This is a genomic window from Marinobacterium sp. YM272, from assembly GCF_050908845.1.
In the GTDB taxonomy this organism is placed as follows: Bacteria; Pseudomonadota; Gammaproteobacteria; order Pseudomonadales; family Balneatricaceae; genus Marinobacterium_D.
The window spans coordinates 2120640-2140943 of sequence record NZ_CP194171.1 but is presented as its reverse complement, the minus strand read 5'-3'; the positions used below and the strand labels follow the sequence as shown (position 1 = coordinate 2140943).

18 protein-coding genes are annotated in these 20304 nt (G+C 59.1%); 8 read left to right on the top strand and 10 right to left on the bottom strand.

The genetic code is table 11. From position 1 onward, the window contains the following. Nucleotides 1–22: 22 nt before the first annotated feature. Nucleotides 23–1342: a TolC family outer membrane protein gene (locus ACQUQP_RS09580; RefSeq protein ID WP_432698572.1), complete on the top strand. Its 1320-nt coding sequence runs from the start codon at nucleotides 23–25 to the stop codon at nucleotides 1340–1342. On the opposite strand, the gene ACQUQP_RS09575 is transcribed toward ACQUQP_RS09580, so the two are convergent. From ACQUQP_RS09575 to ACQUQP_RS09545, 7 genes are all read right to left on the bottom strand, one after another. Then, nucleotides 1336–2124: a hypothetical protein gene (locus tag ACQUQP_RS09575; RefSeq protein WP_432698571.1), complete on the bottom strand. Its 789-nt coding sequence runs from the start codon at nucleotides 2122–2124 to the stop codon at nucleotides 1336–1338. The two genes, ACQUQP_RS09580 and ACQUQP_RS09575, sit on opposite strands and share 7 nt — an antisense overlap. Before the next feature lie 89 nt (nucleotides 2125–2213). Further along, nucleotides 2214–2855, bottom strand: a complete 642-nt coding sequence (locus ACQUQP_RS09570) for a hypothetical protein (RefSeq protein ID WP_432698570.1) — start codon at nucleotides 2853–2855, stop codon at nucleotides 2214–2216. Nucleotides 2856–2902: 47 nt separating this feature from the next. Further along, the gene (dcd, locus tag ACQUQP_RS09565) at nucleotides 2903–3469 is read right to left on the bottom strand and encodes a dCTP deaminase (RefSeq protein ID WP_432698569.1); all 567 of its coding nucleotides are present in this window, start codon (nucleotides 3467–3469) and stop codon (nucleotides 2903–2905) included. Nucleotides 3470–3615: 146 nt separating this feature from the next. Continuing rightward, the gene (gene apbC, locus ACQUQP_RS09560) at nucleotides 3616–4713 is read right to left on the bottom strand and encodes an iron-sulfur cluster carrier protein ApbC (RefSeq protein ID WP_432698568.1); all 1098 of its coding nucleotides are present in this window, start codon (nucleotides 4711–4713) and stop codon (nucleotides 3616–3618) included. 58 nt (nucleotides 4714–4771) lie between these two features. Further along, on the bottom strand, nucleotides 4772–8272 hold the full coding sequence (locus ACQUQP_RS09555) for an acyl-[ACP]--phospholipid O-acyltransferase (RefSeq protein WP_432698567.1): 3501 nt from the start codon (nucleotides 8270–8272) through the stop codon (nucleotides 4772–4774). 28 nt (nucleotides 8273–8300) lie between these two features. Then, nucleotides 8301–9389 (bottom strand): tRNA (uridine(54)-C5)-methyltransferase TrmA, encoded by a 1089-nt coding sequence (trmA, locus tag ACQUQP_RS09550; RefSeq protein ID WP_432698566.1) that lies wholly within the window; start codon nucleotides 9387–9389, stop codon nucleotides 8301–8303. A 94-nt stretch (nucleotides 9390–9483) separates the two neighbouring features. Further along, entirely contained in the window at nucleotides 9484–10680 is a 1197-nt protein-coding gene (locus ACQUQP_RS09545; protein ID WP_432698565.1) for an HDOD domain-containing protein, read from the bottom strand. A 197-nt stretch (nucleotides 10681–10877) separates the two neighbouring features. Between ACQUQP_RS09545 and metG the strand changes: the two genes are divergently transcribed. Further along, nucleotides 10878–12914, top strand: a complete 2037-nt coding sequence (gene metG, locus ACQUQP_RS09540; RefSeq protein ID WP_432698564.1) for a methionine--tRNA ligase — start codon at nucleotides 10878–10880, stop codon at nucleotides 12912–12914. A gap of 10 nt (nucleotides 12915–12924) precedes the next feature. Here metG and ACQUQP_RS09535 read toward each other — a convergent pair whose 3' ends face one another. After that, nucleotides 12925–13236, bottom strand: a complete 312-nt coding sequence (locus tag ACQUQP_RS09535) for a DUF6482 family protein (protein WP_432698563.1) — start codon at nucleotides 13234–13236, stop codon at nucleotides 12925–12927. Nucleotides 13237–13366: 130 nt separating this feature from the next. Between ACQUQP_RS09535 and ACQUQP_RS09530 the strand changes: the two genes are divergently transcribed. Continuing rightward, nucleotides 13367–14680 carry a HopJ type III effector protein gene (locus ACQUQP_RS09530; protein WP_432698562.1) on the top strand — a complete coding sequence of 438 codons (1314 nt, stop codon included), beginning with the start codon at nucleotides 13367–13369 and terminating at the stop codon, nucleotides 14678–14680. Here ACQUQP_RS09530 and ACQUQP_RS09525 read toward each other — a convergent pair. After that, nucleotides 14677–15240 carry a deaminase gene (locus tag ACQUQP_RS09525; RefSeq protein ID WP_432698561.1) on the bottom strand — a complete coding sequence of 188 codons (564 nt, stop codon included), beginning with the start codon at nucleotides 15238–15240 and terminating at the stop codon, nucleotides 14677–14679. The genes ACQUQP_RS09530 and ACQUQP_RS09525 overlap by 4 nt on opposite strands. Before the next feature lie 92 nt (nucleotides 15241–15332). Between ACQUQP_RS09525 and ACQUQP_RS09520 the strand changes: the two genes are divergently transcribed. The 4 genes from ACQUQP_RS09520 (at nucleotide 15333) to ACQUQP_RS09505 (ending at nucleotide 18834) form a co-directional block, all read left to right on the top strand. After that, nucleotides 15333–15512, top strand: a complete 180-nt coding sequence (locus ACQUQP_RS09520) for a hypothetical protein (protein WP_432698560.1) — start codon at nucleotides 15333–15335, stop codon at nucleotides 15510–15512. 100 nt (nucleotides 15513–15612) lie between these two features. Next, a complete protein-coding gene (locus tag ACQUQP_RS09515) occupies nucleotides 15613–17316 on the top strand; it encodes a GNAT family N-acyltransferase (protein ID WP_432698559.1) in 1704 nt (567 codons plus the stop codon). A gap of 59 nt (nucleotides 17317–17375) precedes the next feature. Further along, nucleotides 17376–18068, top strand: a complete 693-nt coding sequence (locus ACQUQP_RS09510; RefSeq protein WP_432698558.1) for a VWA domain-containing protein — start codon at nucleotides 17376–17378, stop codon at nucleotides 18066–18068. Nucleotides 18069–18102: 34 nt separating this feature from the next. Further along, on the top strand, nucleotides 18103–18834 hold the full coding sequence (locus ACQUQP_RS09505; protein ID WP_432698557.1) for a molecular chaperone DnaJ: 732 nt from the start codon (nucleotides 18103–18105) through the stop codon (nucleotides 18832–18834). Here ACQUQP_RS09505 and ACQUQP_RS09500 read toward each other — a convergent pair. Next, nucleotides 18831–19811, bottom strand: coding sequence for a hypothetical protein (locus ACQUQP_RS09500; RefSeq protein WP_432698556.1), 981 nt, complete (start codon nucleotides 19809–19811; stop codon nucleotides 18831–18833). The two genes, ACQUQP_RS09505 and ACQUQP_RS09500, sit on opposite strands and share 4 nt — an antisense overlap. A gap of 149 nt (nucleotides 19812–19960) precedes the next feature. On the opposite strand from ACQUQP_RS09500, the gene ACQUQP_RS09495 reads away from it, so the two are divergent. Next, nucleotides 19961–20167, top strand: coding sequence for a dodecin (locus ACQUQP_RS09495; RefSeq protein WP_432698555.1), 207 nt, complete (start codon nucleotides 19961–19963; stop codon nucleotides 20165–20167). Nucleotides 20168–20304 lie beyond the last annotated feature (137 nt).

Here is a 20304-nt window from a genome sequence, read left to right as displayed (position 1 = left end):
ACAGCGGCAAAGGAGAACAGAGATGAGATTCGCAAAAAGGATAGCAGCAGCCGGTTTCTGGCTCACGTTCAGCGCCGGCTCTGCCAATGCCGGCGCCCTGCTGGAGCTCTACCAGAAAGCACTGGAGGCCGACCCGCAACTCAAGGCGGCCGAAGCCACCTTCAGAGCCGACTCAGAGGTCTCGACCCAAGCGCGATCGGCACTGCTGCCACAGGCGGATCTTAACGCCAACACCCGGCGCACAGAAAACCGCAGCTTTGACGGCAACAGTCACGGCTACACCCTGTCGCTTTCCCAGCCCCTGTTCGATGCCAGCGCCTGGTTCACCTTCCGTCGCGGCCAGGTCCTGGCAGACCAGGCTCAGCTGACCTTTTCCCTGGCACAACAGGACCTGATCCTGCGCGCCATCGATGCCTACCTGGGCGTACTCCGTGCCCAGAGCACCCTGCAGCTGGCCGAAGCACGGGAGCGTGCCCTGTCACGCCGCCTTGAACAGGTTAACGCCCAGTTCGAGGTCGGCCTGATTGCAGTAACCGATGTACTCGACGCCCAGGCTTCCTATGATGACGCCGCGGTCCAGCTGATCGACGCCCAGGGCGCGCTCAGCAACAGCTTTGAAGCGCTTGAGCGACTGGCCGGCGCGCCGATGGATAATGTCCAGCCGCTGGATCCGGATTACCCGATTCAGTCCGTCGAACCCGCCGATCCCGAAGCCTGGCTCGACCGCGCCTACGAGGGCAACCTGAGCTACCTGATCAGCCAGTATGACAGCCAGGCGGCACGGCGCTCACTGCAGGCCGCACGCTCCGAGCACCTGCCGAGACTGGCGATTCAGGCCGAGAGCGGTGAAACCACCGAACTGGGAGACTGGGATGATTCGAACAGCATTGCGCTGACACTGTCGGTCCCGCTTTACGCCGGCGGCTCTGTCAGTTCCGGCGTGCGTGAAGCAGATCAGCGCAATCGCGCCGCGCTGTTCACTCAGGAGGACCAGCTTCGCGCCCTGAGGGTACAGACCCGCTCATTGCTGCGCGACCTCAACACCAGCGTGGAGAGCGTTAAAGCCCGCGCCCAGAGCATCAAGTCCAGGGAGACCGCGCTGCAGGCGAACGAGGAGGGTTTCTCGGTGGGCACACGTAACGTGGTGGATGTACTGGATGCGGAAAACGCGCTTTACCAGGCGCTGCTGGATTACGCCAACGCCCGTTATGACCACGTCAGCACACTGTTCAACTTCAAGCAGACGGTGGGCAGCCTGAGCCCGGAGGACCTTATCGCCCTGGATCAGTGGCTGACCGACACCGAGGAGATGTCCGAAACCATGCCGACCGCCACTCAGTGAACGGTCGGATTATCCTCTTCCGTTTCCGACAGGATCGGCTGGCCCTCGCCATCATGGCCGATCGCTCCGACCTCCAGAGCACGGTCCAGTAACTGCTGGACCAGCATCTCGGTCAGATGAGCACTGATAATCATGCCCGCGGGCGGATCACCCTCGAACAGCTCCTCATCAAGCAGGTCATCGCCACGCAACCCAAGCAACAGCGGGTTTTCAACCAACAGCGGCGCCAGCTCGTCCGGCGTAAACACCGCATGATCGGACGCTACCATCAAGGCAAGCTGATAGGCGTCGTGGGGCCCCTCTTCGAGACGCTCCATGTATGCGTTTTCAGCCTGGTGAAAGATATTACTGAGATGACTGCGCCCACGTTCAGGTACGAAATCCCCCGCCTCGGTGTAATCGATCCCGCTGACCGAAGGCACAGAGTCCAGTTCATGGGCATCGACAAGCACCCGGCCATCGGAATCCACGTCCAGCCAGTTACGGTTGACCGCCACTGCCAGCAAGCCCTCAAGGGCGGCCGCGACGATATTGCTGGTAACGATTGCGCCCACACAGGGATTGGAACGTTCTCGGTCATCATCGATGAGATCGCCTGCCCGGGCAGAAAGCAGCTTGGGGTCATCTTCGATCAGCGCTGCCAGCTCGACACCCGGCAACCAGAGACGGGTGTTGCATACCTGATGCGCGGTCAGATAGGGCGTACCCTCTCCGTGATCAACCATAACCTGGACATATTCCAAGCGAACCTTTTCCAGAAGATCGGCTAATCTACGACTCATATCGGGGCCCTCCCGAGAAAAACTTGGCAGATACTCGCCTTAATACTAATCGTCCAGGCAAGAATTGCACACAGCAGACAGCAGCGCTGTCAGTGGATAGTAATGCCGACCGGCTGCACCTGATCCTTCATCTCGTCAAAGGCATGACGCAGATGTGACAGCGGCATCAAGCCGAAATCCACCGGATCGGTCGGCAGCTCGTACCAGTCCAGCGACCAGACACGGGTCATCAGCTCGTACTCACCGATCAGCGCATCAAGCAGGATCATCACCGCCTCGACCCGTGGATCCATCTCCAGGATCTTCGGCGCATCACGCAGGTACACCGCAAGCTGTAACTTGCCCTTGAGCTCGCGCAGGGAGCACCAGAACTCGTCGATTTCGCACAGCTCATCACCGAGGTTAACGAACGCCGGCACCGGGTCGTAGCGCTCGTTGAAGGCGCGGAAGCTGATACCGCTGAGCTGAGGTGCAGCACCCACCAGGCTCAGTACGGCGTGAATCGACTCAGGATAGCCATCGCAGCCGAATACCATTTCAACCGGGCCCCCTTCCGACTCCTTCTCGAAGTGGAACGTCAGGTTACGGTCGATTTTCTGCAGGCTGCTACGATAAGCGCTCAGCAGGCCATCGGCCTCGAATTGAGCATCCTGCTGACTGGCGAGCAGTTGATCCAGAGTCTGCTCGACATGCTGCCAGAAATCTTCTATCTGCTTGCGGCTATAGTTCATAGAGTCTGCGTTGAATCGGGTGAATTGTCTCAGGTACGGGGTACTTCTCAGGTACGAGGTACTACGACGCCGGTCTGCCCCTGGTACTTACCCTTGCGATCAAGATAAGAGGTCTCGCACACTTCATCTGCCCCGAGGAACAGCATCTGGGCGACGCCTTCATGGGCGTATATCTTGGCGGGTAGCGGAGTGGTGTTGGAAAACTCCAGGGTAACATGCCCCTCCCACTCAGGCTCAAGCGGAGTGACATTGACGATAATACCACAGCGGGCATAGGTGCTCTTGCCGAGACAGATCGTCAGCACATCCCGGGGAATGCGGAAATACTCTACCGTGCGGGCCAGAGCAAAGGAGTTGGGCGGGATAATGCAGACATCCGACTTTACATCGACAAAGCTTTTTTCATCAAAGTCTTTTGGATCGACGATCGACGAGTTGATATTAGTAAAAATCTTGAACTCGTCGGCACAACGCACATCGTAGCCATAGCTGGAGGTGCCGTAGGACACGATAGGCTGATCGTTAACACGGCGCACCTGGCCCCGCTCAAACGGCTCGATCATCTTGTGCTCGTCCGCCATGCGGCGAATCCAGCTGTCTGACTTAATTCCCATAGGTTCCTTTGGAGTAGAACGGACTGAACGGATTTGAATGCGCCATTCTACAGCGCTTTGCCAACCCAACGCCAGCACCGGACCCGGTGAATCCTCGGGTCCGGTGCTGGCGTTTTTCTGGAGTCGTGAGTGCCCTGCTGCCGGGGTCAATCACCAAAGATCTGAATGGTCGGCCCCTTGGGCGCCTTGCGTGCTTTCTGGACGAGTTTTGCCGACAGTCGCGTGGCAATTTCCAGGTAACGCTGCGCATGGGCACCGTCCGGATCGGCAACAACGCTCGGCTTGCCGCCATCGGCCTGCTCCCTGATCGCCATCGCCAAGGGCAGCTGACCGAGCAGTTCACAATCGTAATCCCGGGACAGCTTCTCGCCACCACCGGCGCCGAAGATAGCCTCTTCATGGCCGCAGTTGCTGCAGATATGGGTACTCATGTTCTCGACCACACCCAGCACCGGGATATCGACCTTGCGGAACATTTCGATCCCCTTGCGGGCGTCCAGCAGCGCGATATCCTGGGGCGTGGTGACGATGACCGCGCCGGATACCGGCACCCGCTGTGACAGGGTCAGCTGGATATCACCGGTTCCCGGCGGCATGTCGATCAGCAGGTAATCCAGGTCATTCCACTTGGTCTGGTTCAGCAACTGCTGCAACGCGCCGCTGACCATAGGGCCACGCCAGACCATCGGCGTGTCATCATTGACCAGAAAGCTCATCGACATCACCTGAATACCCAGACGCTCCACCGGCAGGAAGAAGTTACCGTCTTCTGCAGTTTCTGGCCGGGTGCCCGAGGGTACACCGAGCATCATCCCCTGGCTGGGCCCGTAGATATCCGCATCCAGCACACCAACGCGCGCGCCCTGCTCCTTCAGTGCCAGCGCCAGATTGGTGGTGGTGGTTGATTTACCCACCCCGCCCTTGCCTGAGGCGATAGCAATAATATTGCGCACCCCGGCAAGTCCAGGCAGCTGCTTTTCAGAACCGGAGGCCGGTATCACCTGGTTTATCTCGACACGAACCTCGCTGGCTCCGCAGGCCTGCTGAACCTCTTCGGCCAGCGCGTCTTTCAAGGCCTGGTGTTCACGGGCTGCCGCATAGGGCAACTCCAGAACGATCTCGGCTCGACCATCGGCGGTACTCACCTGGCTGACCGCGCCGGCCTCCCCCAGAGACTGCTCAAGCCAAGGGTCTCTCCAGGCATCAACACACCGCCTGACGGCACTCTGGTCCAGCTCTGACATGCAATTTTCTCCACTACTCGCTTGTTACAACCGAAAGACTTAGTCAATTAGTTGGTTATTATGTCGAATCGGCCCCTATGGCGTCCAGCGCTATGGCGCGGGCGTGACAGAAATCGGGCTTTCCACTCCCCAGCACCGGCAACGCCGGTACCGACACAACCCGGGAGGGAAGCATCAGCGGCGGCATCCCGCCCTTGCGCAGGCGCTCCTGCAGCGCTTCAACCTCGTCATGCTCAACCAGCATCACCACCTGCTCGCCCTTGCGCGGATCCGGGGCGGCGGTGATCATCAACGGAAGATCGGGACCGAGAATCTCCTGCGCCCGTGTCTCCACCGCGCCCAGGGAAATCATCTCGCCGCCGATTTTAACGAAGCGGGAGTAGCGGTCGATCAGGGTCAGGAAACCATCCTCATCGATCTTCCCCTTGTCACCGGTGACGTACCAGCGAATTCCGTCTCGCTCCAGGATCACCTTGGCGGTTCGCTCCGGGTCATCCAGATACCCCTGCATGATCTGGGTACCGCCGATCAACACCATACCGGCCTCACCCACCGGCAGGGGCTCAAAGCTGACTGGATCCACCACACGGAACCAGGAGCCGGGCAGCGCCATCCCCACGGTGCCATCCTTGTTACCCACCTGCAGCGTCCAGTATTGCGTATCGAGATAATCGGGCAGGTTGACGCTGGCCACCGGTGTCGTTTCAGTACAGCCATAGCCCTCCAGTATCTTTTTACGGAAGCGGCCCTCGAACTGAGTGCGCACCTGTGGCGAAAGCCGTTCGGCGCCAGCCACAACCAGCCGCAGCGGCGCCAGCATAGACGGCAGCACCCGGGGATGTTTGGCGTAGAGCCGCAGAAAGGTGCTGGTGCCGCACAAAAGAGTGGCCCGCCAGCGGGCAACCGCCTTGGCCACATTCACCGAATCGGTCGGGTCCGGATGGCACACCAGCGGCACGCCTTCGATGAGCGGCATCATCGTGGTTGCCGTCAGACCAAAGGCATGAAAAATCGGCAGCGTACCCAGCACACAATCGTCCTCACGAATATTGAAGACATCAGCGATCTGTTTGACGTTGGCGATGATGTTGCGGTGGCTCAGCATCACCCCCTTGGGCGTGCCTTCGCTGCCGGACGAAAACAGGATCGCTGCCGTATCGTCCAGCTTATGTCCGCCGCTGTAGATGCGTTTCAGCCAGGACACCGGCAGCATGCGAACACAGGCCAACGTGGCCAGCGCCTCGGCTTTACCGATGCTGCGCTTCAGTTTTTCCAGCTCGATGACGCGGTAAGGCTCCAGCACCTCGTCCAGTGCGATACCACGCTCTTTGAGCCGCTTCAGAAACAGAGTGGAGGTCAGAATTGTGGTTATCCCGGCGCGCTCGCATATACGCGCCACCACATCAGGCGGCGCGGTATAGTTCAGCGGCACCAGCGTCTTGCCACCCATCAACAGCGCCAGGGTGCCAATAACCCCACCGGGGGCCGAGGGCAGCAGAACCGCAACACGTTTCCCCTCTATGCGGCGCAATCGCCGGGAGAGCAGCACAACCGCCGTCAGCACACGCAGATGGCTCAGCGAAGGGCCGTCGAGGTCGGTCAGAGCCCAGGGCGTCGGCGCCGCACGTGCCGTAGAGATAAACGCCCCCGGCAGACAATCAAGACTATCCGTATAGCGCTCCCAGGCGCGGATCGCGAGCTCGGAAACCGCCTGGCGCGCTTCCGTTGCATCGCAGCTCAGCGCCAGCGGCTCGCCAAAGGCAACAATCACATCACGTCGCCAGCCGGCACGCTGCGTCATCTTCGGCCGTGCATTTGAGCGTGAAAAGCGACTGCCCCACAGCCCCCTGAGATAAAACGGCAGTATGCAGGCACCACTGCCCTCGGCGGCCAGCGCAGCCTTCTCGAAACCGCGTTTGAACGGTGCCAGCTGACCGCTATGACTGATCGCCCCTTCCGGGAAGACACATACCACCTTGCCCGCTTTCAGCAGCTCACCGACCTGCTGCATCGCTTCCCGGCTTCGCGACGGCGACACCGGTACCACCCGGTAGCAGTCCAGAAAGCACTTCAGGTACCAGCGCTCGTAAATTGAGCGCTCCATGACGAAATGCACGTGGCGCGGGCAGGCCAGCTGCACCATGGCCCAGTCAAGCCAGCTGATATGATTACCCAGCAACAGCACGCCGCTGCCATCGCGGGGCAGGTGTTCGAAGCCGAGCACCCTGAGCCGGTATCGGTGTAGCAGGCAACGCACCATCAGCCGCAACAGCGCCTGAGGCAGCCGAATCACCGCCATCACGGCGGCCAGCCCCGCCGCCAGCGCCAGCGCGATCAGCAACGCCCTGGCCGGCACCTGCAGATAGGCGCTGATCACCGTCGCGACCAGACAGGAAAACATCGCCACGTTTTGCAGAAAGTTATTGCCTGCCAGTATCGACCCGCTCTCCCCTTCCGGGGCATGAAACTGGATCAGCGCATTCAGGGGGACAATCGCCAACGCGCCGCCAAAACCGACGACAAAAAAGAGCATGCCCGCTTCCTGCAGAGAGCCACTCGCAGGCAGGAACACCAGCCCGGTGGCAACGAGCACCGCCCCGGCAGGCACCAGCCCGATGTTGATATGATGGCGTGACAGCCGCGCCACCAGCATGGAACCAAGCAGGATCCCCACGCCGGCCAGGGCCATGGCGCCCTGAATCAGGAAGGTATTCAGTTCGCCCAGGTGCGCTTTTACGTAAGCGGGATAGACGGCCACCATCACCTGGCTGATCGACCAGAACAGTGCCAGCCCCATCACCGACCAGAAGATCGGGCGATGTCCGGTCACCCGCCCCAGGTTGCGCCGCAGCAGTTCGCCTCGCAGGTAGGCGCGCTTATCCAGGCGTATATCGGGCTGACTGACCCCACCTTTCAGCCGCAGCGCCAGCAGCCATTCAACCCCTGCCAGCAGCACCAGCAGCCAGCCAAGTGGGGCGATCTGGCGTAATACGGCGTCGGGCGAGCGCTCCACTGTAGCGGTCAACGCCAGTCGCGACTCGAACAGCAGTGAAAAGAGTACGATTGCACCCAGTATAGAGATGATCGTCGCGGCCTGTACCCAGCCATTGGCGCTACTGAGGTTGTCAGAGCCCACAAGTTCGCGGATATAACCGTATTTTGCCGGGGAATAGAGCGCGCTCTGGGTCGCCAGCAGGAAGGTCAACACAAACGCTGGGATAAACCAGCCCTGGTAATAGCAGAGCGTGATCAGCAGCGTCAGCCCCACGGCCCCCGCCGCTGCCAGGCGCATGACCCGCGGCTTGGCGAAACGATCGGAAAGAAACCCCGCCGGTGTGAACAGCAGAATAAACGGCAGCAGAATCAGCGCGTTAACCACCGCTGTCAGCAGCACCTGCTCCGGACCGTCATAGGCCTTGAACAGGGTATTCTGAATCAGGATTTTATGACCCAGATCCAGCGTGGCATTGAGAAAGGCAACGGCAACAAACGGCAGGAAGCCGACGATGCGCCAAAGGGGGCGATCCTGGATCTGCTGATGACCTTTACCGGATGCCATGCCCCCTCCCTTGAAGCAAACTTGGATCTTAGCGCCGTGTCAGATAGACACCGCACTCCAGGTGATCGGTGTAGGGAAACTGGTCGAAGATCGCAAACCGCTCGATTTGATGTGTTTTGGTAATCTCACGCAGGTTCTCGCGCAAGGTTTCCGGATTACAGGATATATAGAGGATATGCTGGTATTCGACCACCTGTGAAACCGTTTCATCATCCAGCCCGGCCCGCGGCGGGTCGACCAGCACCGTAGTGAAATCGCACTCTTCAAGCGCCAGCCCCTGTACCTTGCGGGTTTCTTTCCTGCCCTTGAGCACCAGCGAAAGGTCCTCGGATGGCATGCGCAGCACATCAATATTGTCGATGCCGTTTTGCTCAATATTGAAGCGCGCCGAACGCACGGATTCCTTGGAGATCTCGGTGGCGACAACACGGCGGAAGTTCTGCGCCAGCGGCAGGGTAAAGTTGCCGTTGCCACAGTAGAACTCGACCAGATCGCCTCCCGCATCCTTGCTGGCATCCAGCGCCCAGTGGATCATCTGGCGGCAGACTTCGGCATTGGGCTGGGTAAAACTGTTTTCAGTCTGTTTATAGCTGTATTCCCGGCCATCAATATCGAGCTTTTCGATGACAAAATCGGTATCCAGCACAATCTTGTTTTTGCGAGAGCGGCCAATGATATCGATACCGAACTGCTCACGCAGCGGACGCACCGCTTCAATCCATTCATCACCGATGGGGCGGTGATAGAGCAGACTCACCAGCAGCTCACCGGACAGGGTGCTGAGAAAATCGATCTGAAACAGTTTGAAGCGCAGCCTGGGATCCGGGCGGATAACGTCGAGCAGCTCGAACATCATGCTCTCTATCCGCTTCGACACCATCGGGCATTCATCGATCCGCACAGGCGCACGCTTGTCACCCGGTTCGAACATCACATAGTAGAGATCGTCACCGTCATGCCAGACGCGAAACTCCGCGCGCATGCGGTAATGGGATGTGGGGGAGCGGTAGAGGTCGATATCCGGCAGCTCGAACTCTGCAAAGTCGCGGGCTATTCGCTCACGCTTACGGGCAAGCTGGCTTTCATACTGGGCAGGTTCAACCTTGGGCAGCGGCATCGGATCCTCGATAGACTGGCAAAACAGGCGGCGATTCTAGCAGCCGCTCTCAAGGTCTCCAACCGCTGTCCGCATGCGGACCCTGCTCAAAGCTTTACTTGAGCTGTGCGGAGAGTTGTGCGGCCAGCCCTTCCCACTGAGCACGACGATCAAGCTCACCGATCTGATCAAGATAATCAACAGACAGCCGGCCCGCGGTTGAACAGCCGGCGCGGTTTTTGACCCCTTGCAGCATCGCATCGGCCACATGCACTGCCGTCAGCGATGTATAGGCGTTGTCTAAAGACGCCTGGGGAACATGATGATAGAGAACCGCGCGCACGGTGCGCGGGGAGATTCCCCAGTGGGTAAGAATATGAGCAGCGACCTCAGCCTGGGTGACGTTGTATTCCAGCTTTTCGATCGCGTAGATCGGCTGCTTGAGCACCGCCGCCCGCTCCATGACATGGAAATAGCGCTGCGGGTCCAGCTGCACCAGCGCACGCATACCGATATCAAGAAAGAAACCGGCCGCACAGGCATTGCTTGTATTCACCCGGTCCGAGCCCACTGTCCGCGCAATCTGTTCAGCCAGCTTGCCACAGACCAACGAGCGCTCGAACTGCGCCTGAAAAGAGAAGCCATCGAACGTTTCGGGCTGAGGAAAAGCATCCTGAACATAGGCCAGGATGCAAAGATCGCGGAATCCCCTGAGGCCCACCAGCTTGACCGCGTCTGTCAGGCTGAAGAGAAAATTCTTGGCGCCAAACAGCGGATTATTGGCCAGCGCCATAACCGCCTTCATATAACCGAGATGTCCCTTGAACAGCGGCGCCACCGGCGCGGCACTGTCGCTCAGGCGCTGATCGATCAAGGCATCCAGGCCTTCTATTTGCGACGGCAGCGGCGCGACCTGGCCGAGAAAACTGGCCACGGTATCGAATTTGCGTGCAAACACGCGGTCCTTGACCTGCTGAGCGCGCTCGATGGCATTAACGACCTGGGCCTCGTCGCAGCGGGCTGGCAGCGCGGCTTCAACGACCTCGCTGGCCTCGGTCAGGTAACGGGCGCTGGGAGCAAAGGAGATGATAACGCGCACCAGATCAGGTCGAACCCTGGCTATGCGGCGCGCAAACGCCAGCACATCGAGATTATCACCCTCGACCCTGAGGAATAGCAGGTCTACCGACCGATCCTCTATCTGGGCCAGCAACGCCTCTTCATCGGCTGCCGCCCGGCAGCGCCAGCCCTGAAAGTCGAGCGGCTCAAAAGGAGCCTCTTTGCTGTAGTCCAGGTAAACCAGTGTAGCCATCGCATATCCCTGCTATCTGCGCTTAACAAACAAAATTAAGGTTAAATAAACCAACAACAAGCGTCTGTCTACCGCACATCCTACCCGGCAGATGCCCGAACGTCTCCCTCTGCAGGTGAATACCTTCATAAACCGGGTAAACCGGCGTAGAATCACCCGCCTGTTTTCCTCTTCATGAACAAGATATTGAGCGTCCGATGACCGACAGCAAGCGCAAGATACTCGTCACCAGTGCCCTGCCCTACGCCAACGGCCCGATCCACCTGGGCCACCTGGTAGAATATATCCAGACCGACATCTGGGTCCGTTTCCAGAAACAGCGCGGTCATCAATGTACCTACGTCTGCGCTGACGACGCTCACGGCACGCCGATCATGCTCAAGGCCAACCAGATGGGTGTTTCGCCGGAGGAGCTGATTGCCAAGGTAAGCAGCGAGCACCAGCGGGATTTCGCCGGTTTCATGGTCGGCTTCGATAACTACTACTCTACCCACTCGGAAGAGAACCGGGAATTTGCCACGCTGATCTACCAGCGTCTGCATGACGCCGGTCATATCGCGCGCCGCACCATTACCCAGGCGTTCGACCCCGAGAAGAAGATGTTTCTGCCGGACCGCTTCATCAAGGGCGAATGTCCGAAGTGCGGTGCCGCCGACCAGTACGGCGATTCCTGCGAGGCCTGCGGTGCAACCTACCAGCCGATCGAGCTGAAGAACGCCTACTCGGCGATCTCCGGTGCAACACCGATCGAGAAGGATTCGGAGCACTTCTTCTTCAAACTGGGCGACTTCGAGAAATTCCTCCAGTCCTGGGTTAACGAGCACGTGCAGACCCAGATGATCCACAAGCTTAACGAGTGGTTCGAAGCCGGTCTGCAGCAGTGGGATATCTCCCGTGATGCGCCCTACTGGGGCTTCGAGATCCCCGGCGCGGAAGGTAAATACTTCTACGTCTGGCTGGATGCGCCGATTGGTTACATGGCCAGCTTCAAGAACTGGTGCGACCGCAACGGCGTCGATTTCGACGAGTACTGGAAACCGGGCACCGATGCCGAGCTGTACCACTTTATCGGCAAGGATATCGCCTACTTCCACACCCTGTTCTGGCCGGCCATGCTGCACGGTGCCGGTTTCCGCACGCCCACCGGGGTCTTCTGTCACGGCTTCCTGACCGTCAACGGCCAGAAGATGTCCAAGTCCCGCGGCACCTTCATCATGGCGGAAACCTACCTCAACCACCTGCGCCCGGAATACCTGCGCTACTACTTTGCCGCCAAGCTCAGCTCCGGTGTCGACGATATCGACCTGAGCCTGGAGGACTTCCGCTTCCGCGTGAACTCCGACCTGGTTAACAAGGTGGTTAACATCGCCAGCCGCTGTGCCGGCTTCATCCACAAGAAGTTTGATGGCCAGCTCGACAGCGAACTGACCAATGCAGCGCTCTACCACGAGGCGGTAGCCGCCGGGCGCAGCATTGCTGAAGCCTACGAGAAGCGTGAATACGGCCGCGCCATGCGCGAAATCATGCAGCTGGCGGACAAGGCAAACCAGTACATCGACAACGCCGAGCCCTGGGTACTGGCCAAGCAGGAAGGCCGCGAGTCCGACGTACAGGCCTGCTGCACCCTGGGCATCAACCTGTTCCGCGTGATCATCAGCTACCTTGCGCCGGTACTGCCAAAAGTCGCCGAGGACACCGCCCAGTTCCTGAATATCGATGGTTTCGCCTGGGATGCCGTCGAGCAGCCGCTGCTGAATCACAAGATCGACAAGTTCAAGCCGCTGATGCAGCGCGTGGAGCCGGAGGCGATCGAGAAAATCATCGAGGATTCCCGTCAGAACCTGGAAGCCGCCCAGCAAGCGCAGCCGAAGAAGCAGGCGGAAAAACCCGCCAAGGAACCGATCGCCGATACCATCGAGTTTGGCGACTTCGCCAAGGTGGACCTGCGGGTGGCGCGTATCGCCAAAGCGGAGCACGTTGAAGGCGCGGACAAGCTGCTGCGCCTGACGCTGGATCTGGGCGACGAAACGCGTAACGTCTTCGCCGGCATCAAATCCGCCTATGCGCCGGAAGATCTCGAGGGCAAGCTGACCGTCATGGTTGCCAACCTGGCGCCGCGCAAGATGAAGTTCGGCCTGTCAGAAGGGATGGTGCTGGCCGCCGGCCCCGGTGGCAAGGACCTCTGGATCCTCGAGCCGCACGCAGGCGCCCAGCCGGGCATGCGCATCATGTAATAATGGTGCGTCAGGAGTAATCCTGATCCGGGTTGAGCAGCTTGACCTCAAGCGGCTCGACCCGATCCTCCGGCATCCCGATCATTTCGTTGTAGGGAGACTGGTGAACCAGCCGGGTATCTTCAATACCCAGACCCTTGAACGCTTTTTTCGCATCCAGTTGGCTTCGAAACGTCAACGGCGTTCCGGCGGCATTACAGACGGACCAGCAGCCCTCTTCCGTTCTTACGTCGGTCAGGTAAAGACTGTTTTCGAACGACCTGAGTAGCAACTGCTGCACACGGATATTCCCGGAAAATAACTGTTCAAGTGTAATCTTCATGGTTGCCATCTCTGCTGATTGAAATCACCCGCCACGCGCGCAAACGACTTACGGGAAAAACGCCTGTATGGTTCTGCGGGATGGCCGCCACAAGCTTTAGCAAAGCGCTGACAACAAGGAACGTGAGAGGATGAGATTTTTGATTTTGGGCGCGGGCGGCATCGGCTGTTATTACGGCGCCCGCCTGATTGCCGCCGGCCACCAATGCACCTTTGTTGCCCGGGGCGAGCATCTTAAGGCTCTGCAAAATCGCGGACTGGAGGTACGTCACCCAGAGTTTCGCTTCAGCGCCAAGGTTGACGCCACGGACATTCAGGGCCTTATAAAGGGCTACGGCGCCGCAGACTTCGATCTCGCGCTGATCAGTCTGAAAGGCGGCGCCACCGCAACTATCATCAACGCACTGGCACCCTGGCTGGTCGACGGTTCAATGCCTCTGCTGTCTTTGCAAAACGGCGTCGATAATGAGCTGCTAATTGCAGAGAACGTTGGTGCTGCGCGAACCATCGGCGGGCTGGCGGTCAGGATCGGGGGCCACATTCTGGAACCGGGCGTGATCGATGCAACGGGACCGGCACAGATCATTATGGGTTCCTGGCCAAAAAGCGCCGATCACAGCGATACACAGGTCTTCGTCAGCAAAATGGCAAGGCTTTTTAACGACGCCGACATCCCGACACAGGTCAGCGAGGATATTCGTTACGAGTTATGGCGAAAGCTGCTGATCAATAACGGCGTCAACCCCCTATCGGCACTGACTGGACTGGATACCCGGACCCTGACCTCGGACCCAGTCCTCGGCCCGACCATCCTTAGCCTGATGAAGGAAACTGCCTCCGTCGCTGCCATTGATGACGTTGAGCTCACTGATCGCGACGTGGACGAAATGTTCGACCTGATCAGCCGCTTCGATGCGATCAAAACCTCCATGCTGGTCGACCGCGAAAAGGGCCGGCCGCTGGAACTGGATGGTATCTCCGGTGCGGTTCTCTCACGCGCTGCCCGCCTGGGCATCGACACACCGCTTACCGCTTTGATTCACCGGCTGCTGGAGATGAATATCGCCAGCCCGACACTGTTTTCCACCATAAAAAAGGATGAACCGATGACCCCCGAACAACTGATCGACGCTCTTGAAAACAACCAGCCCGTAGAGTTTGAAGACTCAATGGCGGTAATCGACGAACACTTTGACTACACGCCTGCGGCCTTTACCAATGGCGAACAGCAGAACGATGCGGGTCAGAACGCCGGTTCCTGCAAGATTCTGGCGTTTGGCCAGCTGATGAACCTGAGCGAAGAGCAAACCCTGCGCTGCTTTGGTCGCTTTTACCAGGACGTCCTCAATACACCGGAGGGCAGCGACCACGGAAACATCCGCAATTTCATGAAATCCGGCTGGAACGGCGTCACCTTTGCGTCGACACCGCTCCAGCGTCGCTAACTCGCACGCAGGTGGATCAACTCCTCCCGGTGCGACTTCAGCCCAGCCTGACTCAACTGCCTGGCGAGCTGCCGTAGCGGCTCGCTGACATCTGCACGGCGGAATTTACACAGCTTCGCCAGCTCTCTCTGCGCCGGTGGCAGGTTGTCTCTCAGGTGCACCATGCCACCCTCGCCATCCTCCACCAGGTAGATAATTTCACCTATGCCCGCGTAGAGAGCACGGCTCAGGCACATCGGGCAGGGCTCCAGCGACACCAGAAGGCTCAGACTCTGGCTGGGCGGAGCGCCCTCCAGCGACTCAAGACAGTCCAGCACCTGCATCTCCGCGTGGCCGGCCGAGTTGAATCGCTCAGCCAGCATCTCATTGCCGGCCTCGGCCCACACCCGGTGCTGGTCATCCATCACCAGGGCCCCTACACCGTAGGTCCCTCTCAATAATGATTTGAGTGCAAGTTCACACACATGCATCGCCTGCGCCTCATCCCTGAACCGGAGATCCGGCTCCACCCCCTCGAACTGCATCTGCAGCTCGGCAACCAGGCTTTCTGATAGATCCATTTTTTGCCTCCAGATGGCGCTGTGTTCCTATTTGAAACTATCCTGATGTTAAGATCAGTGCAAATAACAATAGGGTCCCAAGGAGTAAGCCCATGACTGACAAAAATGAATGGACAGGCCATGAACGCCGTTCAGGCGAGGATCGCCGTCAACAGCCGGATCGGCGCGAGGATATCCGCTTCGAGCCCGGCAAAAAGGATCGCCGCCAAAACCGCGGCCGTCGCAAAGGCGATCATGATCTCTGGGAAGATGCGATGCGGGAAGATGAGTAGCATTCAGCTAGCCGTCATCCCGCTGTCACGGGAGCGTCAACCCTGCGTCACTTGATCGTCTTATGCTCGTCGCAGACGTGTAACAGTGCTGAGACGAGATATGCAGATCAACGTAGAACAGGTTCTTCTGAGCAAGTACCCGGGATTCGCCACCAAGCCATCCCCGGTACGCCGCTCCACTCTTTTCTGCCTGCGGCGCCTGGTCCGCGAAGGCGAGATCAACCGTTTTCTGGAAGACAACCGCGAGGTCACAGGCTTCGAGTTTATCGACCGGGTACTCGACTATTTTGGCTTCAGCTACAGCGTATCCGCCAAGGACCGCGTAAACATCCCCTCCAGTGGGCGCGTGGTGATCGTCGCCAACCACCCCCTCGGTGCCCTCGATGGCCTGGCCCTGTTAAAACTTGTCGGTGAAGTCCGCCGTGACGTGCGCATCATCGCCAACGACGTATTGATGCACTTTGATCCGCTCCGCAACCTGTTCCTGCCGGTGGACAACCTGGGCAAGGGCACGCGCAAAAAAGATATCGCCCGCATCGTCGACAGCCTGCGCAATGAAGAGGCGGTCATCGTGTTTCCCGCCGGCGAGGTCTCCCGCGCCAGTCTCACCGGCATCAAGGATGGCCCCTGGAACAGCGGCTTCCTGATGTTCGCCCGCCGCACCAACGCCCCCATTCTGCCGATCCATGTGGGTGGCAAGAACTCGGCTATCTTCTACGGTCTTTCGACACTGAAGAAGTCTATGTCGACACTGCTGCTGGCACAGGAGATGTTCAACAAGCGCGAACGCACCCTGCCGGTGAAGATTGGAGAGCCGATCCCGTTCAGCCAGATCGATACCCTGCCGGTGCCGAGCAAGATCAAGGCAAAACTGCTGAAAAAGCATCTCTACCGCATCGCGCGCAACAAATCGCCGATGTTCAAGACAGAGAAGACCATCGCACACCCGCAGAACAGGCAGCTGCTCAAGCAGGAACTGCGTGACGCGGAGCTGCTGGGCGAAACCGGGGACGGCAAAAAGATCTACCTGTTCAGCTACCGCTGTGACTCTGCCGTTATGGCCGAGATTGGCCGCCTCAGAGAAATCGCGTTTCGCTGCGTCGGCGAAGGCACCGGCGCTCGCTCCGACCTGGACAGCTACGACCGCCACTACAAACACCTGATTCTCTGGGACGAGGATGACCTGGAGATCGCCGGCGCTTATCGGCTGGCGGAGCCCGGCAGTGACAAGTCGCTCTACAGCGCCAGCCTGTTCAGCTACAACCAGGCGATGCAGCCCTATTTCGAGCAGGGGATCGAGCTCGGGCGCAGCTTCGTTCAACCCAAATACTGGGGCCGTCGCAGCCTCGACTACCTCTGGTACGGCATCGGCGCCTACCTGCGCCGCCACCCGGAGATTCGCTACCTGTTCGGCCCTGTCAGCCTGAGCAACAGCTACCCCCAACGGGCTCGGGATCTGCTGGTCTGGTTTTACCGTCACTATTTTCCCGATACCGAAAACCTGGGCCGCTCCAACAATCCCTATGTTATCGACAACGACACCCGTGCCGAGATGAGCCGCATCTTCGATGGCGAGGATTACAGCACCGACTTCGCTATCCTGCGCGCTCAGCTTGAGTTTCTCGGCGTCTCCGTCCCCACGCTCTACAAGCAGTACAGCGAGTTGTGCGAACCGGGCGGTGTGCGCTTTCTCGATTTCGGCGTGGACGCCGATTTCAACTTCTGCGTCGACGGACTGGTGCTGGTGGACACGCAGCAGGTCAAACCGCGTAAACGTCAGCGCTATATCGGCGAAGATGCCTGAACTGCCACGCCACCCGGTCTACACTGAAACCAGATATTCAATCCGGACCGGGTGGTGCAATGGGAAAATCGTTAAAGACCGTATCCGACAGCAGGGAGATCGACACTTTTCTGAACCAGGCGCGGGAGCTTGCCACAACCTCTGCCGGCGCAGCGCGATTGATGTTTGCCATGGATGCAACCGCCAGCCGCAGCCCCACCTGGGATCATGCCTGCCAGCTGCATAACGAGATGTTTCTGGCCACCGGCGACAGTGGCAAACTTCAGATCCAGCTCTGCTACTACCGGGGCTACCGGGAGTTTCATTACAGCCGCTGGGTTAACCAGCCCGAAGCGCTGCTGCAGGAGATGAACGCTGTCACCTGCCTGGGTGGCCACACCCAGATCGGACGCGTGCTCGAACACGCCCTGCGCGAACATCAAAATCACTCGCTCAACGTGGTCGTACTGGTAGGCGACTGCTGCGAGGAGCCGCTCGACCCTCTGTGTGAACTGGCCGGCCAACTGGGTCTGCTGGGAATCCCCCTGTTCTGCTTTCACGAGGGCGACGACGCCCACGGCCGTCTCCTGTTTGAACAGCTGGCTCGCCTCTCCGGTGGCGCCTTCGCCCGTTTTGACCTGCACAGCGCCGACCGTCTCAAACAACTTCTCAGCGCCGCTGCTGTCTATGCCACAGGTGGCATCAAAGCGCTTGAAGAATTTGCCGGTAAAAACCGTGACATACTGGCACTCACTCACCAGCTAAACCGATAATCAACAGTCCATCAGTAAACCGAACGGAGAAGCCGTGAATCCAGTTGGCCTGATACTTCTCACAATTGTGGCCGGCGGCGGCCTGCTTTGGCTGAAGCGCCAACCGGCGGCCGAACGCACCAAGGCTGCATTTAAACTTGCCCTGCTGATGATTCTGCTGGGCCTGCTGTTCCTGGCCATTACCGGCCGCCTTCACTGGCTGGGCGCCCTGGTAGCGCTGATGCTGCCGTTCGCTCAGCGTATGCTGCCGCTGTTGATGCGCTTTCTGCCCTGGCTGCAACGCAATCTAAGCTATAAAAACCGGCAGAACCGGAAAAGCGGCAAACGCTCCAGCGTCAGCAGCCGGATGATCGCCATGACGCTAGACCACGATAGCGGCGCGATGGATGGCGAGGTGCTAAGAGGCTCTCTTGAGGGCCGGCGTCTTGAAACTCTGAACAGGGAGGAGTTTCTGCAACTGCTGCGCGAGTGCAGACAAAGTGATGTCGACTCCACCCGCCTGCTTGAAACCTACCTGGATAAACGCTTTGGCAGCGAATGGCGGGCGGATGATCCATACGACCATCCATCCGGCAACGACGGGCAAAACGGCTCTATGAGCCGTGACGAGGCGCTGGAGATTCTTGGCCTGCAACCGGGCGCCAGCCGCGAGGAGATCATCGAGGCCCACCGTCGGCTGATGCAGCGCAACCACCCGGACCGCGGCGGCAGTACCTGGCTCGCGGCAAGAATCAACGAAGCCAAGTCGCTGCTGCTTGCAGATTAGGGCAGCCGCAGGTTCCGCGCTTCCGGCCACTGCAGCGCTACGCCGCTGCTCACCAGGCGCAGGCCTCGCCCGAGCGCGGGATCATCGGTAACCAGACGGATAGAACCGTCAGGTTCCACAGACCAAAGCAAGGTGTCCTGGTCTCCACCGTCACGCTCGGTTTCAAGCAGCAGCCGCCCGCTGCCCAGCCTGCGCCAGTGACCGGTACGCACATCCAGCGGCTGACCCTCAGTGTTGCTGTCGACAATCAGGCGCGCTCGGCCATCCGCTCTAAGCAACAGGTGCAGGTCGCGCAGATATTCACCGGCCGGCGTGCTGTAGCGTGAAGCGAGATCCAGACGCCCAAGGTCGCCATACCTTGCACAACCATTGAACACCCAGCCCTCAAGCTCCAGTTGCGCGCTCAGAGCGTACCAGATCCCCCTACGGTCGATGCAGGGGCGTGGCTCAACACTGAGCGCCACATCGATCCGGCTCCTGCCCCTTTTGATATCCGCGCTCCAGCGTCTCAGGTTCCCCTGCCGCAGGTATTCCGGCGAGCTGAAGGTAAAGCTGCGGAAACGTTCGGCCTCACGCACTACGATACGATCCTCTGACAGATCGGCCACCCAGGCGGGCCCATGACCAAACGCCCGCAGTGCTGCGCCCTCGGCGGTCTCCTCACACTCGTCGAGACCACCGCCGATAACCCGTGGCTGCATCAGCTGCCAGCCGTCAGGGGTGTCACTTCCCCATCCTTCCACATAGACCGGTACACCTTCCCTACCTGCCGATGCCGAACTATATTGATCCATAAGAAGTTCAGGAGGTGAGCTCAGGGAATACCAGGAGAGTGAGTGACAGAGACGAAAACGGAACGCCCCGGCTTCCTGCGATACCACTCCCCGCTGATAAACCTGCCCCTCTTCTGACGGGGGTTTGACCTGACAGCCGGCAACAATAGCGGCGGCAGAAAGGATCAGAACAATATTTCGCATCCGGCAATTGAATCCCTATCCGTTGATGCAGCGATCATAGGCACTGTCGGCCCCAGGCTCAACTCCGGGAGAAAGCACGAGAAGCAGTGTCACCAATTTGCGCCTATAGTACAATTTATCATGCAAGGCGCCGTAGGGAGGACGTACCCATGACCGGACATACCTACCAGATCATTGAGATCGCGGGTTCTTCGACCAGCAGCTATGACGATGCCATCCGTGGTGCTATCGCCGAAGCTTCACAACACCATGAACACCTCAACTGGTGGGAGGTTAAAGAGATGCGCGGCCATATTGAGGACGGCGGCATTGCCCACTACCAGATCGTCCTGAAAGTCGGGTTCAGAATGAGCTGACTGCTCCCGATCGGGCGCCGCCAGCAAACACTTTACAGACGCAGCACGACTGACGAATCCGCCTTTAAACTGGTCAGATTGTGACCTGCATTAAGGCGAATTCGCTTTATCGGACTATCATGTGACGTTTGGTGGTA